Genomic DNA, 14,103 nt, shown 5'->3' with positions numbered 1-14,103 from the left:
TTTCTGATGCTTTTCGCAGTTGTTGGTACAATTATCGCTGGTATGCTGTACAGTGACTGGATTTCTCGTTATATCAACCCGCCTGTTGAAAAATCAATTATTTATGGCAAATGGGTAGAGCAAGAGGTCGCACCATACGCTCGTGAGGTTTTTGAGTTAAGCGAAAGAGGTGTCACAGTTAATGGTTCTACAGTTGCGACCGATTTTGACTTCGATGGGGAGGCTTTGTCTTATAAGTTTGGTTCGAGTGTTCGCCGGTTTAGGTTTATTGGCCAGCAACACACGGAAATGAAGTTAGACGCTAACGTGCATTATTTGCCAATTTTTCGTTTGGAGAGAAGTTTCGACAGCACCCTGCGCTGAACGTGATATTCATTCCCGTTCCATTTTGGACGGTTCAAATAACTTATATTCAAACACTTTCTGGACAATTGCGTATTCGTCCCCCTGCTATCATGTTGTTAATTCGAAACTAATTGGATGGAATTACAGCATATTTAACAGTTGACCTAGTTTTGAAACACTTTGACGCGGCTTTTCAATTGCGTTGCCTGTCTTTGTTTGCCATCCTTTTGCTATCTTTTATTACGGAATAATCACGTGCTAAAACAACTTCTTCCTATTGTTACTCTAGGCCTTCTGTTTGGTTGTGCTCAGAAAAACGATCTTGCCCATCAATACATCGATGGTGAGTTTCCTCAAATTCTCAATAAAGTGGACGTAGTTGAGTCGAACAAGCCTCGCGACTTTACCGAGTTCAACAAGCAAGTTGAGCAGGTTTTGATTAAATCTCCCTCTATGGCGAAGATGTATCAACCGCTGTATCACAGATTGAGTGAGTGGGCTCAGCAAAGTGGCGACACCAGTGTGCTTAGCGCTTACGGTATTCAAGCGGCGCAACTAGGTGGGGGCGATAAGAAAGGCAATGTGTTGTTTACGGGATATTTCTCTCCGGTGATGGAGTTGCGTCATCAGCCAAATAACATCTTTAGATACCCAGTCTATGGTAAGCCGAATTGTGCATCTGATTGCCCGACGCGTGCCGAGATTTACGATGGTGCCTTAGACGGTAAAGGTCTGGTGCTTGGCTATGCCCCAAACCGAATTGATCCTTTCATGATGGAAGTACAGGGCAGTGGCTATGTGCATTTCGAAGACGATGACACGTTGGAGTACTTTGCCTATGCAGGAAAGAACAACAAAGCCTACGTCAGTATCGGGCGAATTTTGATTGAGCGCGGTGAAGTACCGCGTGAAGAAATGTCGATGAAAGCGATTAAAGATTGGGTGATGGCTAATGATGAAGCGACCGTTCGTGAGCTGCTTGAGCAGAACCCATCTTACGTGTTCTTTGCCCCTAAGTCAGAAGCGCCAGTGACCGGAGCCGCGGGCATTCCACTGTTACCAATGGCAGCAGTAGCGGGTGACCGTTCAATCTTGCCAATGGGGACGCCAGTTCTGGCAGAAGTACCATTACTTAATGCGGATGGAACATGGAGCGGAGCACATCAATTACGCATTCTGCTTGTACTCGACACAGGTGGTGCAGTGAAACGTAACCACTTGGATCTTTATCATGGTATTGGTGCAAGAGCGGGAATCGAAGCGGGTCATTACAAACACTTTGGTCGTGTTTGGAAACTTGGCTTAGAGAACACGCCAACGCAAGCGCCTTGGGCTTTATCACCAGAAAAGATACAATAGTGGATTGATAAGCGAGAGGAACGTCCTCTTGTCTAGACATTTTCTCAAAGAGTGCGTATAAATCGCACTCTTTGTTTTTCTATCGATCATCTGGATTTCAATATGCGCGAACTCGATACTCCGGCATCTGACAACTACAATCAACGTTTTGGCGGCACTCGTCGTCTTTATGGTAACAGCGAAGTCGAAATTCTTCGTGCTGCGCATGTGTGTGTGATTGGTATCGGTGGCGTTGGTTCCTGGGCGGTAGAAGCGCTGGCGAGAACTGGAATTGGCGAGCTGACGCTGATTGATATGGATGATGTGTGTGTAACGAACATTAACCGTCAAATCCATGCTATGTCTGGAACGGTTGGCCAAAGCAAAATTGAAGTGATGGCCGAGCGCGTTAAGTTGATTAACCCGGAATGTAAGGTGAATCTGATTGATGATTTCATCACGCCAGACAATCAGCATGAATACTTGAGCAAAGAGTTCGATTACGTGTTGGACGCGATCGACAGTGTGAAAGCAAAAGCGTCTCTATTGGCTTACTGCCGTAGTAACAAGATTAAAGTGATCACGACGGGTGGCGCTGGTGGTCAGGTCGACCCAACACAAATTATGGTGGCGGATCTGACCAAGACGATTCAGGATCCACTGGCCAAAAAAATTAAAGACACCTTACGTCGTCATCATAACTTTCCGAAGAATCCTGCGCGTAAATTTGGCATTGACTGCGTGTTCTCTACCGAGCAGCTAAAATACCCACAAGCGGACGGTTCGGTATGTGGCGTGAAGTCTACGGCAGAAGGACCTAAGCGAATGGACTGCGCAAGCGGATTTGGCGCGGCAACCGTTGTGACAGCAACGTTTGGCTTTGTTGCGGTTTCACGCATAGTAGAAAAGCTGATTCAAAAGTATAAGAAGTAATAACAAAGAGAAGTACACATCATGACTGATTTCCCAGTTTCACCATTTGGTTCTGAGATAACAAGTGACGATATTGTCGCGACGATGCAGCAGTTTAAAGGCTGGGAAGATCGCTACCGCCAAGTTATCCAGTGGGGAAAGAAATTACCTCAAATGCCCGAAGCGCTGAAATCAGAACAAGTCACGGTGTCAGGCTGTGAAAGCTTAGTTTGGTTGGTTAGTCAGGAGCAGGGTGGTGTTTGGCATTTCTGTGCGGATTCTGATGCGCGTATTGTCCGTGGCTTGATCGCCCTGGTGATGGCCGCGTTTGACGGAAAAACAGCTGAGCAGATCCAAGCGTTCGACATTGATGCGTATTTTGAGCAGCTTGGTTTGATTGCACACTTAAGTCCATCTCGTGGGAACGGCCTGAAAGCGATTGTTGAGCAGATCAAACAAACCGCTAAATAACAGTTTCGTTGGTTCTGAAAAGCGCTGAGTAGCGAAGTTACTCGGCGCTTTTTTATTTGGGCGAAGGGGATGGAAGAAGGACTTAAAACCATTCGACTACATCGGCTATTTTGGCTTGAGTTATTGTTCGTTATTGATCTCATTTCTCAGCGCACAGTCCGGTTTTACACCAATATTTGTAGTTACAATTTGTCTGCATTAGATGATAGATATATTCTTAAAGAGGTTTTTATTTTCCCGTTGTAGAAGGTTTATAGGCAATTGGGTTAGTTAGTACAAATACTAGGAACCTCTCTTTTATGCGATTCTCCTTGGAACATGCGCAAGACGTGTTATCCGGAATGCCAGACCCCACTTTTATACTGAGTGAAGATGGTCTCTATATTGATGTTTTTGGTGGTATAGATAGAAACGCCTATCATGATGGCAGTAGTTTGATTGGTGAAACTCTGCATAGTGTGCTTGAAAAAGAACAAGCAGACTGGTTTATTAAGCAGATTAATCGCTGTCTGACGGAAGACAGTATTATCACCATAGAATACAAGATGTCCGCCGACAACGTTCAGGGTATTGATCCCACCACAGGACCAAACGGATTACTCTATTATGAAGGGAAAGTATGTCCTCTTGGTATAACGTACCAAGGTCGCAGAGTTGTTCTTATCCTTACCCGAAATATTTCTAACCGTCATCAAGTTGAAACTCTTCTGCGTCACCAAAGCCAAATCGACGCTTTAACAAACATCTATAATCGCCGTGTTTTCTTCGAAAAAGTGTCCGAAGAAATCACCAAGTGCGAAGCTCAAAGTTATCAAGCCGCCTTACTGTTTTTCGATCTCGATTTCTTCAAATCTATTAATGATGAGCGAGGTCACGATGCCGGTGACTACGTCTTAGAAACGTTGGCTGAGTTAGTTTCTAGTCTTTTAACAAAAGATGAAACCTTCTCGAGAGTGGGAGGGGAAGAGTTTGCGATTATCCTGCCTGATGTATCATTGTCTTCGGCAACAGAGATCGGCGAGGAAATTCGTTCAAATATTGAAAAAAATCAGTTTGAGTTTGAAAACGTTCAAATCCCTGTGACAGTCAGTGTTGGCGTGGTGAATATCATCGGTTATGAATCGACAAAGCGATTGTATGCAAGGGCAGACAAAGCACTCTATGCGGCAAAACGTAATGGTCGAAACTGTGTGATAACGATAGAGAGCGAATCGTAGCAACCAAATCGGTTACTACGATTTCGTGGTTTGGTTAGAGCATATCGACGGCTTTTTCTACCGCGGCGATCAGCCTGTCAACGTCTTCTAAGGTGTTGTAAATTCCAAACGAGACACGCACTGTTCCTTTAACCTTCAGTGCATCCATTAGCGGGTGGGCACAATGGTGTCCGGCGCGTACTGCAATACCTTGCTGGTCGAGTAGTGTCGCAATGTCTTGGTGATGAACGCCGTCCATAACAAATGTCAGCACCGATGCATTAGGCTGGTAACCAAGAATGTGAATATCATCCAGCTGACTAAGCGCTTGATAGGCTTTGTTTTGTAAAGTGTGCAGGTGCGCTTCCACTTCGTGATGATCAAAACCCTGATACCAATCAATGGCTTTTGCGAGTGCGATAGCCCCAGCGACATTTGGTGTGCCTGCTTCGAACTTACCGGGTAACGCAGAAAAGGTGGTTTTTTCAAACGATACTTTCTCAACCATTTTTCCGCCACCATGCCATGGAGGCATCGCTTCTAGTAGAGCTAACTTGCCATAAAGCACGCCAATCCCAGCAGGGGCATAGAGCTTATGTCCTGAGAATACGTAAAAATCGATATCCAACTCAGCAAGGTTTAACGGCTCATGCACGATACCTTGAGCACCATCCACCACGACAATGGCGCCAAACTGATGCGCCAGGGTGATAATTTCTTCGATGGGCTGACGTGAACCGGTGACGTTAGTGATTTGTGCGCACGCCACAATCTTACAGCGTTCAGACAACAGCGACTTAAATGCTTCCAAATCAAACTGACAGTTGGAAGTCATTGGCACTTTTACAACTTTTGCTCCGGTCTGCTCAGCAACAATTTGCCATGGCACGATGTTGGCGTGATGCTCCATCTCGCTGATCAATATCTCATCGCCTGCTTGTAAGTTGCTACGAGCATAGGTCTGAGCGATCAAATTGAGCGCTTCTGTCGCTCCACGTGTCCAGATGATTTCTTTTGAGCTGGCCGCGCCGATAAAACGGGTGACGGTTTCTCGAGCCGCTTCGAACTGGCTGGTGGCATTGGCGGTTAAGCTGTGACTGCCACGATGCACGTTAGCATTTTGAGCACTGTAATAATGACTGATAACGTCAATCACACATTGAGGCTTTTGCGTGGTTGCAGCACTATCAAGGTAGACCAAAGGCGTGTCATTAATTGACTGATTTAAAGCGGGAAACTGCTTACGAACCGCATTGACGTCAAACATTACTCTTCACCAATTTTGTGATAGTGCAAAGTCGGAATAGTCACCATAGGTTCGGCGATAGTCCACGCATGTTTTTTGCCAGAGAGTTTGATGATCACTTCCATTGCAAATTCTAACGCAGTTCCCGGCCCCTGACTGGTGATCAGATTATGGTTAATATCGATAGTCACGCGTTTGCTACGCCAGTTTGCTTCAGGAATGTGTGACTGGAAACTTGGGTGACAGGTCATTAGGGCGTTAGGGAATAGATCATGATGTTGTAGCACCAACGCTGGGGCTGCACAGATAGCCGCAACCAGTTTTCCTTCGTAAATATGTTGTTTGAGGATTTCTATCATGACTGTGCTGTCGCGAAACACTTCCGAACCACCGACACCACCCGGCAGTGCAATGACATCAAACTCGTCATCGGCGATATCGACCAGTTTGCAATCTGCGGTTAGCGTGACGCCACGAGAAGCTTTCATCGTTAAAGCCCCATCGAATGCTGCACTGGCTACCGTCACGTCATATCCAGCTCGAACCATCATATCGATAATGGTCACGGCTTCCATTTCTTCGGTACCTGGAGCGATAGGTACTAAGATTTTTACACTCATTGTTCTGTCCAGCTTTTTTCTATCTGTTTAATGCGTTGGTAAAGACTGAGGTTCTCAGGCGTCTCGATATGGTGTTTCTCTGCAGTTTGCAATAAATAACCAGTAATAAAGTCGATTTCGGTGCGTCGCTGGTGGTAAACATCCTGTCTCATCGAAGAGTAATTCTCAGCGGTAGCATTGACGACTTGCATGATAACTCCGAACAAATTGTCGAACTCAGTATCGAGCCCTTCTTTATTCATTACCTCAATCAATTCGCGCGTAATGTTTCTCAGCGTATCCTGAAACTCCTGCTGTGCAAGCGCGCCATTTTTGCATTGATGGATAGCGGTTAATGGATTAATTGCACAGTTGATAGCGAGTTTAGTCCACAATGCTGCATTGATATTTGGGTTCCATCCCACTTCAGGTAGGGCGTGATGCATTACTTCTTGTAAAAACTGACACTGTTCGCCCAAATTATTGAAGCCGCCTAACTGCGTGTTGCCATGACCTGTATGCAACACTTTTTGTTTGCAAGGTTTATAGGCTCCGTGAGTCGTGGTCGCTAAAACGATAGGGTTGTTTTTAAGCGATTCTGAAACGCGTTGTGCGGTTCCCATGCCGTTATGCATCAGCATCACGATTGTGTCGGGGTGGATATGTCCAAGCAGAGGAGAAATGGCTTCTTCGACTTGCCACGCCTTGACGGTCACCACAATCAAGTCAGCACTTTTTACAGAAAGCAGGTGATTATTTAAGAAAGTGTCACCGACTGAGTCATCAAGTTGCAACGAAAGCTGAGTTTCTGAACTTCTGCTCCAAAGAGACACATGATGCCCTGCTTGCTTTAATTTTATTGCCCAGAGTGAGCCGATAGCTCCGGGACCTAAGATGACAATATTCACCAAACGCTCTCATTGAAAAGGTTTGCTGCAAGGATAATGAGGGGAAAAAGGAAAGCAAATAAAAAATGGCGCCAATGGGCGCCATTTCTGAAGAAACTTATTGGTTATATTAGAACTTGTAAGTTACCGCTACGTAGTGACCAAAACCAGTAGAGTCTACGCCACTGCCGTCTTTGATACCGTAGATGTTTTTGAAACCTTTCAGGCCGTAACCAACTGCAAAGCGGTCTGAGTGCCAGTATAGGCCGTTGAACATTGCGCCGCCGTAGCTAGAGCTTGCGTACTCATCTTTCATACCAAATTGCCAGTCGATGTAACCTTGGTAAGAGATGAATGAACCGTTCTCGAAGAAGTAGAATGGTTTGAACCAGTTGGTTGCAAAGTGGTAACCGTTCCAGTCTTTATCGTTGCCGCTGTAGGTTCCGTATAGGTTTACACCTACTTTGCCAAGCCATGGAACCATAACGTCAGAACCTAGACCGATTTTCTGATTGTTTACACCAGAGTTACCGCCCCACTCGATAAGAGATGCAACGTATAGCTCTTGAACTGGGCCGAAAGAAAGATCTTTACCAGTTAGTGCGTCCAGAGACATACGTGGCGCGAACTTCATGAACATTTTTTCTGCGCCAGCTTTATCACTGCCTGGATCTGAAGTTAGGTTGAATACGTCAACGTAACCGTAAAGATCGAAAATACCAGAGCGACCGCCAAATTCCATTTCTAGGTAGTCATGGTTTGAGCCATCAGGGAAACCTGGAAGTTCGTTAAATGCACCCATCAGGTTGAACTGCATCCACTTGTAATCGTTTTTGTGGATATCGCCGTCAGAATAATCAGCCGCCATAACTGGAGCTGAAGTAGCCGCTAGAAGGCCAAGAGCTAAAAGTGATTTACGCATAAGGGGACTCTCTATGTTTGTAATATTTCAGAATAAGCAATCTATGCTGCGTTTTCCTAGTGGCGGGAATAATAGCGATAATAATCCCAAAAGAAAGTGATAAAAGGTGCAAAACAAAACCTTTTTAGTGATCAAAGTCACAAAGGTATCTTTATTTACGGAACTTTTTATTTATTGCATTTTATTACAATAAATATGTGATTTAGATCGTTTGCGTGGCGATTTTCGTGACTTTTTAAGCCAGTCGATTAACCAACAAAAACCGTTAGTGATCGGAGTGAACAGAGTTTCGTACTAGACGATGAACGAAAGAGGACTTATTGATGAACGAAGTTATGTTATTTCCACTTACTTCAGTTGTACTCCCTGAAGGAAAGATGAATCTGCGTATTTTTGAGCCTCGTTACATACGTATGGTGAAAGAGTGCAGTTCGAAAAATATGGGTTTTGGCGTCTGTCTGGTAGGTAACGACGGCGATCCGAAAGAAGTTGGAAACGTTTCTTCGATAGGTTCGTTAGTCCGGATTGTTGATTTTGAAACATTAAGTGATGGGCTTCTTGGAATCACAGTGGTTGGTGAAAAACGCTTTAAGGTACTGCGCGTTAGAGCAGACTCCGATGGTTTAAGGCATGCCGAGGTTGAGTGGATGGACAACTGGGCTGTTCCGAAAGGGCTGTACAGCTTTGATTACTTAAGTCAACAGCTGGCTTACGTTTATGAGGAGTTCCCTCAGCTTGGGTCACTTTATGAGCACCGCTTTTATGACGACCCATCTTGGGTCACACAGCGTTGGCTTGAGCTACTGCCGTTGGAATGTCACCTGTTCGATAGGTTGGCAGGAGCAGAGGATTGTCTTCCAGCTTTGCATTTTCTACACCAAGCACTTGAAGCCCCTAAAAACAAAGAGGCACGGTTATGAAACTAACAAGTAAAGCGTTTCTGGTTTTAATGGGATCTCTGGGATTGGCTGCGTGTGGTTCAGACAGCGATACAATAGAGTTCTCCAATGTTCAGGCAGTGCATGCATCAGCAGATGCACCACTGGCGAATGTATGGATTAACGACAAAGCTACGCTAACTGGCGTCGATTATGGTGTTGGATCAGGGTACATGATGGTTCGTGAGGGCAGTAACGCAGTTCAGGTCGATGTGCAGTTGCCAGGCAGTGAGGTGGCAACAGTAGTGCCAAGAACGTTGCTCGATCTCGATTCAGACCTCAAGTACACCGTGTTTGTGGTCGGTGATGCCGACGGTAACCCAAATCCTGTCGAGCCACTAATCGTGACACGCCACGCGGAGTCGATGGCGGATGAAAGCTCTCTGGATGTACAAGTTGTGCACGCTGCTTCAGGCGTTCCAGCTGTGGATGTGTACGTGACAGATCCAGGGGCTGATTTATCGACAGTCATGCCTTTAACTAATCTTGCTTATAAAGCGGTGACAGACACGCTCAATATCCAGGCTGGTGATTATCAAGTCAGATTGGCGGTTGGGGATGATGTCGTGTTTGATTCTGGAACGCTTTCATTGGCGGGAAATGCTAACTTAACTATCGCTGCCATTAAAACCGGCGACTCCAGCAGCTCTTCTCCCGTTAAGTTGTTGGTTTTAGATGGTTCGGGATCTTCTATAATTCAGGATATGGGCAGCCAAGCTGAAGTTCGGGTTGGGCATGTCGTGGATGGTGCACCAGCTGTAGACGTGAATGTAAATGATGCTCCATTCGCTCCACTTGCTGATTTAGCCTTCAAAGAAATTCGTGGCTATTTGGATCTTGATCCTCATTCTTATGACATCGATGTTTTCGTTGATGGTACTACCACAGACCCCATTTTCAGTATTGACGATTTATCTGTGGAAGCAGGGATGGATTACAGTATCTACGCTGTTGGCGTCGTGAGCCCTTCGGTCGCTGTGGAACCTTTGATTGTTGAGGACATGAGAAGAGCCGTGGCAACCAGTGCAACATTGAATATCACTCATGCAGCGGCAAATCCGGTTGCTGAGAACGTGGATATTTACCTCACTACTAGCGCTGGTATAGACGGTAGTGATCCAACCGTTTCTGATTTTACGTACAAAGAGAGTCTGAAAGGACTTTACGTTGAGGAAGGAACCTACTTTGTCACTGTCACTGCAGCAGGCGAGCCTAATACTGTTGCAATAGATTCTGCTCCTGTGGGTTTGATGAACGGTGTGGTCTATCAAGTCGTAGCGATAGACGATGGCAATAGTGGTGGTTTCAACCTGTTAGTTAATGACATCACAGACTAGGACGGAGTGGGAGGGGGAGACTCCTCCCTACGATAAGGCCGATATGATGAGTGATAGCCAACAAAAACTGGGACGGCATGAATGGAACGCGTATATGGACAAAGTCAAAGCACGAGATCAAGACGCCTTTGCTTTTGTATTCCAATTTTATGCCCCCAAATTAAAACAGTTCGCTTATAAGCACGTAGGGAACGAGCAAGTCGCAATGGAAATGGTACAAGAAACCATGGCCACGGTTTGGCACAAAGCTCACTTGTACGATGGAAAGAAGAGTGCGTTATCTACTTGGATATACACCATCATCCGCAACTTGTGCTTTGACTTATTACGAAAGCAAAAGGGCAAAGAGCTACACATTCATGCGGATGACATCTGGCCTTCAGAATATTATCCACCAGATCTCGTCGATCACTACTCTCCCGAGCAAGACATGCTGAAAGAGCAGGTGGTGAAATTTTTAGATACATTGCCGAAAAATCAAAGAGACGTGTTGCAAGCGGTATATCTTGAAGAGTTGCCGCATCAGCAAGTGGCAGAACTGTTTGATATCCCACTTGGTACCGTTAAATCTCGTCTAAGACTTGCGGTAGAGAAATTAAGACATTCAATGCATACGGAGCAACTATGAACAATCATCCAGAGAACAAATTGCTAGAAGCTTATGCTTTGGGCAGCATTGATGCGGTTTCTGGTCTTGTGGTCGCGACGCACTTAGAAACATGCTCCAAGTGCCGAGACTACGTCAATCGGGTAGAAGCAGAGCAAGCGAATGTCGTCAGTGACGTTCCCTGTGTTTACGTGCCTGAATTTGATGACATGTTTAATGCCATTGTTACGGCCCCTCCCATGCGAGACAGTGTCATTATTAGAGACTCAGCAAAAGTGTCCGTGGCAGGCAAAAGCTTTGAGTTACCCAAAACTCTGAGCCGTTTCTCTGATTTGGTCGGCTCTTGGAGAAGTTATGGCGGCAAAGTATATAGTGCCCAAATTGATTTAGGTGAAGATGCCAGAGTAAACCTTATGTATATCAGTGAAGGTGTGCAGATTCCGCAACATACGCACAAAGGAATAGAGTCAACCTTGGTCTTACATGGCGGATTTAGCGATGAGGATGGTGAGTACGAAGAGGGCGACCTGATGATTCGTGATGCGTCTGTTAAGCACAGCCCGTATACGAAAGCCGGGGAAGATTGTTTGTGTCTTACTGTCTTAACTGAGCCAATGATATTTACTCAGGGTGTGGCAAGAATCTTCAATATGTTTGGTAAGGGGCTTTACCCTTAAACGTCAGCAGCTTCCCACAATGCTGTTTTTAAAAGAACCACCGTTTTGCGGTGGTTCTTTTGTTTCCAGTGATTTAGTGTTTATGGCGTGCTTTTTCTAGCAGGTCATCAAAGTAGTGGCGTAGTGAATACAGCATGATCAAACTTGGTATCACCATAACCGCTGTAAGAATGAAGAAGGTACTCCAGTCATTGAGGTAATCTACTAACTCGCCACTGAACGAGGCCAGTGTGGTTCGTCCAAAGTTACCTAAAGACGCCAGTAATGCGTATTGTGTTGCTGAAAACGCTTGTCCGGTCAATAACGTTAAGAAAGAGACAAACGCCACGGTTGAGAATGCTGTAGTAAAGTTATCGACAATGATAGTGGCTAAGTACAGGTGTTCATTAGGACCGACTGAAGCAATCCAAGCAAACATTAGATTACTTGCCGACATGGCAATGCCACCGATCATCAGGCCGCGAACCAGGCCAAACCTCACATTGAACATACTGCCTACTAAGGTAAAGAATATTGTCGCGCCCCAGCCGATTAGCTTGGAGTAGTAGCCAATTTGCTCATTACTAAAGCCGATATCTTTATAGAAGGCAATCGACATCCGGCCTAAGAAGGCTTCGCCAATTTTGAACAAGAATACGAAGAGCAATAAGGTTATCGCAACGCGCACCCCATTTCGGTTGAAGAAATCCAGGAAAGGCTCAACGACGGTTACTGTAAACCACGCAACTATTCTAGAACCAACCACTTCTTTGTGACGTTGTTCTGCTTCAGACTGTAACTGCTCACGTTGAGTTTTAGGTTCTCCGACTAAGAGTGTAAACACCATTAAAACAACAACAATAAATGCCATTCCGTAATAAACGCCATTCCAGCCGATGCTATCAGCATTAATAAACGCTAAATAGCCAGGCAGGGAGTAGCCAGTCCACCATCCGATGACAGCCATTGCCGACGCTTGTGGCAGTTTAGAGGCTTCAGATTTGGGGAAGGTATCAATACGAAAAGCGTCGATGGCGATATCTTGTGTTGCCGATGCCGTCGCAATACACAGGGCTAAAACTGACGCAAAAGCCAGATTTTGTGCCGGGTTTACATCTGCAATAAGGATGGTGGCGACAAGTACGATGCTTTGACAAAAGAAAATCCAGCTGCGTCGCTGCCCAAGAAGACGGTGCAACAGTGGGAGTTTTAGCCGGTCTACCAGTGGAGCCCAGAGGAAGTTAATCGCATACACGGCAAAGACGCTACCAAAATAACCAATCGCAGAAAGCGTTAAGCCTGCATCTTTAAGCCAGCCAGACATGTTAGAGCCGATCAATACCCATGGGAAGCCGCTTGAGCATCCCAGCATAAAGACCCATAACAAACGTTTATCGAGGTAACTTTTTACCGTTTCCAACCAGGTGATGGAAGGTAATGAAGACATAGATTAATCCAATAAAATGACGCCGTTGAAAGAGAAAACCCTTCGAATATTCAAAGGGTTTATGATGGCTATTTGAGTAATGTTGCTTTCGTGATGACGATTTGAGTTTCTGGTACGTCACGCATTCGGCCAGATGAAGATGTTGGCTGTTTTGCCATGTTTTGGATGACGTCAAAGCCTTCAGTTACCTGACCAAAGACTGCATAACCCGGTGGTCGAGCGCCGTAGTTAAGAAAATCGTTATCCACCAAATTAATGTAAAATTGGCGAGTAGCCGAGTCCGGCGCGTTGGTGCGAGCCATCGCGATAGTCGCCTGGTCGTTATTTAAGCCGTTATTACCTTCATTTTTGATAGGCTCGTACGTATCAACCATTTGCATCTCTTGGTTGAAACCGCCACCTTGCGCCATAAAACCCGGTATTACACGGTGGAAAATCGTGCCTTCGTAGCTGCCATCCTCAACATATTTAAGGAAGTTCGCCACCGTTATTGGTGCTTTCTCTTCATTTAACTCAACGGTAAATGAGCCCAGTGTTGTTTCAAACGAGACCTTAGGTCCGGCCCAAACGCTACAACTGAGTAGCGCCAAAGAAAGAATAGCTTTGCGTATCATTAGAATCGCTCCTGCATGTACTGACGAAGTTCTGGGTCGTTGGCGATTTCTTTCAGAGTTAGATCAACCACATCGTTTAATGTCTGTTCGATATCTGAGTCTGAAGCGCTGAACGTACCGGAGCGATTCGCACTACCCGTATACGTTTTGACTAATCGGCCTTGTGGGTTTTCCGCTGTGATTTCTAATACAACCTTAGCACTCATCTCTTTTTCCATGACCGAATGCTTTACGTTCACGAGCGCTTCCTGAACTTTAAGTTCAATCACATTATTACTGTTAAGGTCTGAGTGGAATCCTTGGGATGAGAACTGCTTCTCCAACGCTTGCTCTAGAGCAATACGTAAATTCTGCTTCGCGTGGAGAGGAAGAATGTTAGAACGTCCATTATCCACCAACGCAACGTATTGAGCGGCACGTACATCTTTACTGATCAAGCTGTATGTTTTGCCTTGTACAATAGGATTGGTGCTAAGTGTGCTTTCAGGCATCAGGTTCAGTTGTACCTGTTGTGGGGCTGAACATGCAGCCAGCAAGGCAACTGAAGCCGCGATTACCAATTTTTTCATTTGATTATTCCTTGTAAAC

At 45.4% G+C, this 14,103-nt stretch carries 16 protein-coding genes; 9 read left to right on the top strand and 7 right to left on the bottom strand.

Annotated features, from left to right (window positions below; all coding sequences use genetic code 11):
• The first annotated feature begins 6 nt into the window (after nt 1-6).
• The 5 genes from DBX26_RS11090 (at nt 7) to DBX26_RS11065 (ending at nt 4,283) form a co-directional block, all read left to right on the top strand.
• Entirely contained in the window at nt 7-363 is a 357-nt protein-coding gene (locus DBX26_RS11090; RefSeq protein WP_118119151.1) for a DUF2850 domain-containing protein, read from the top strand.
• A gap of 237 nt (nt 364-600) precedes the next feature.
• Nucleotides 601-1,704, top strand: coding sequence for a murein transglycosylase A (gene mltA / locus DBX26_RS11080; protein WP_118119149.1), 1,104 nt, complete (start codon nt 601-603; stop codon nt 1,702-1,704).
• Between the two features lie 102 nt (nt 1,705-1,806).
• A complete protein-coding gene (gene tcdA, locus DBX26_RS11075; RefSeq protein WP_014232810.1) occupies nt 1,807-2,616 on the top strand; it encodes a tRNA cyclic N6-threonylcarbamoyladenosine(37) synthase TcdA in 810 nt (269 codons plus the stop codon).
• A 21-nt stretch (nt 2,617-2,637) separates the two neighbouring features.
• Entirely contained in the window at nt 2,638-3,066 is a 429-nt protein-coding gene (gene csdE, locus DBX26_RS11070) for a cysteine desulfurase sulfur acceptor subunit CsdE (protein WP_020334306.1), read from the top strand.
• A gap of 299 nt (nt 3,067-3,365) precedes the next feature.
• On the top strand, nt 3,366-4,283 hold the full coding sequence (locus tag DBX26_RS11065; RefSeq protein ID WP_065297285.1) for a sensor domain-containing diguanylate cyclase: 918 nt from the start codon (nt 3,366-3,368) through the stop codon (nt 4,281-4,283).
• Between the two features lie 34 nt (nt 4,284-4,317).
• Here the strand turns inward: DBX26_RS11065 and csdA are convergent, their stop codons facing one another.
• The 4 genes from csdA to DBX26_RS11045 form a co-directional block, all read right to left on the bottom strand.
• Complete coding sequence (gene csdA, locus DBX26_RS11060) at nt 4,318-5,529, bottom strand: cysteine desulfurase CsdA (RefSeq protein WP_118119147.1); 1,212 nt, start codon at nt 5,527-5,529, stop codon at nt 4,318-4,320.
• The gene (locus DBX26_RS11055) at nt 5,529-6,128 is read right to left on the bottom strand and encodes a DJ-1 family glyoxalase III (protein ID WP_014232806.1); all 600 of its coding nucleotides are present in this window, start codon (nt 6,126-6,128) and stop codon (nt 5,529-5,531) included. The genes csdA and DBX26_RS11055 overlap by 1 nt, the downstream gene beginning before the upstream one ends.
• Nucleotides 6,125-7,015, bottom strand: a complete 891-nt coding sequence (gene panE / locus DBX26_RS11050; RefSeq protein WP_118119145.1) for a 2-dehydropantoate 2-reductase — start codon at nt 7,013-7,015, stop codon at nt 6,125-6,127. The genes DBX26_RS11055 and panE overlap by 4 nt, the downstream gene beginning before the upstream one ends.
• Before the next feature lie 109 nt (nt 7,016-7,124).
• A complete protein-coding gene (locus tag DBX26_RS11045) occupies nt 7,125-7,916 on the bottom strand; it encodes an outer membrane protein OmpK (RefSeq protein ID WP_118119143.1) in 792 nt (263 codons plus the stop codon).
• 323 nt (nt 7,917-8,239) lie between these two features.
• Here DBX26_RS11045 and DBX26_RS11040 point away from each other — a divergent pair, with 323 nt between their 5' ends.
• Genes DBX26_RS11040 through DBX26_RS11025 form a run of 4 tightly spaced genes read left to right on the top strand, consistent with a single transcriptional unit; the run spans nt 8,240 to nt 11,475 of the window.
• Entirely contained in the window at nt 8,240-8,836 is a 597-nt protein-coding gene (locus tag DBX26_RS11040; protein WP_020334301.1) for an LON peptidase substrate-binding domain-containing protein, read from the top strand.
• Complete coding sequence (locus DBX26_RS11035; protein WP_118119141.1) at nt 8,833-10,191, top strand: DUF4397 domain-containing protein; 1,359 nt, start codon at nt 8,833-8,835, stop codon at nt 10,189-10,191. The genes DBX26_RS11040 and DBX26_RS11035 overlap by 4 nt, the downstream gene beginning before the upstream one ends.
• A gap of 43 nt (nt 10,192-10,234) precedes the next feature.
• Nucleotides 10,235-10,819: an RNA polymerase sigma factor gene (locus DBX26_RS11030; RefSeq protein WP_118119139.1), complete on the top strand. Its 585-nt coding sequence runs from the start codon at nt 10,235-10,237 to the stop codon at nt 10,817-10,819.
• On the top strand, nt 10,816-11,475 hold the full coding sequence (locus tag DBX26_RS11025) for a ChrR family anti-sigma-E factor (RefSeq protein WP_118119137.1): 660 nt from the start codon (nt 10,816-10,818) through the stop codon (nt 11,473-11,475). The genes DBX26_RS11030 and DBX26_RS11025 overlap by 4 nt, the downstream gene beginning before the upstream one ends.
• Before the next feature lie 73 nt (nt 11,476-11,548).
• On the opposite strand, the gene DBX26_RS11020 is transcribed toward DBX26_RS11025, so the two are convergent.
• The 3 genes from DBX26_RS11020 to DBX26_RS11010 all read right to left on the bottom strand — a co-directional run bounded on the left by DBX26_RS11020 (nt 11,549) and on the right by DBX26_RS11010 (nt 14,084).
• Entirely contained in the window at nt 11,549-12,901 is a 1,353-nt protein-coding gene (locus DBX26_RS11020) for an MFS transporter (protein WP_014232799.1), read from the bottom strand.
• 68 nt (nt 12,902-12,969) lie between these two features.
• Nucleotides 12,970-13,515, bottom strand: a complete 546-nt coding sequence (locus DBX26_RS11015; RefSeq protein ID WP_014232798.1) for a peptidylprolyl isomerase — start codon at nt 13,513-13,515, stop codon at nt 12,970-12,972.
• Nucleotides 13,515-14,084, bottom strand: a complete 570-nt coding sequence (locus tag DBX26_RS11010; protein ID WP_014232797.1) for a YajG family lipoprotein — start codon at nt 14,082-14,084, stop codon at nt 13,515-13,517. Before DBX26_RS11010 ends, DBX26_RS11015 begins: the two co-directional genes overlap by 1 nt.
• Nucleotides 14,085-14,103: the final 19 nt, after the last annotated feature.

This window comes from Vibrio sp. dhg (genome assembly GCF_003443775.1).
Taxonomy (GTDB): Bacteria; Pseudomonadota; Gammaproteobacteria; order Enterobacterales; family Vibrionaceae; genus Vibrio; species Vibrio natriegens.
This window is presented reverse-complemented; position numbering and strand designations above follow the sequence as displayed.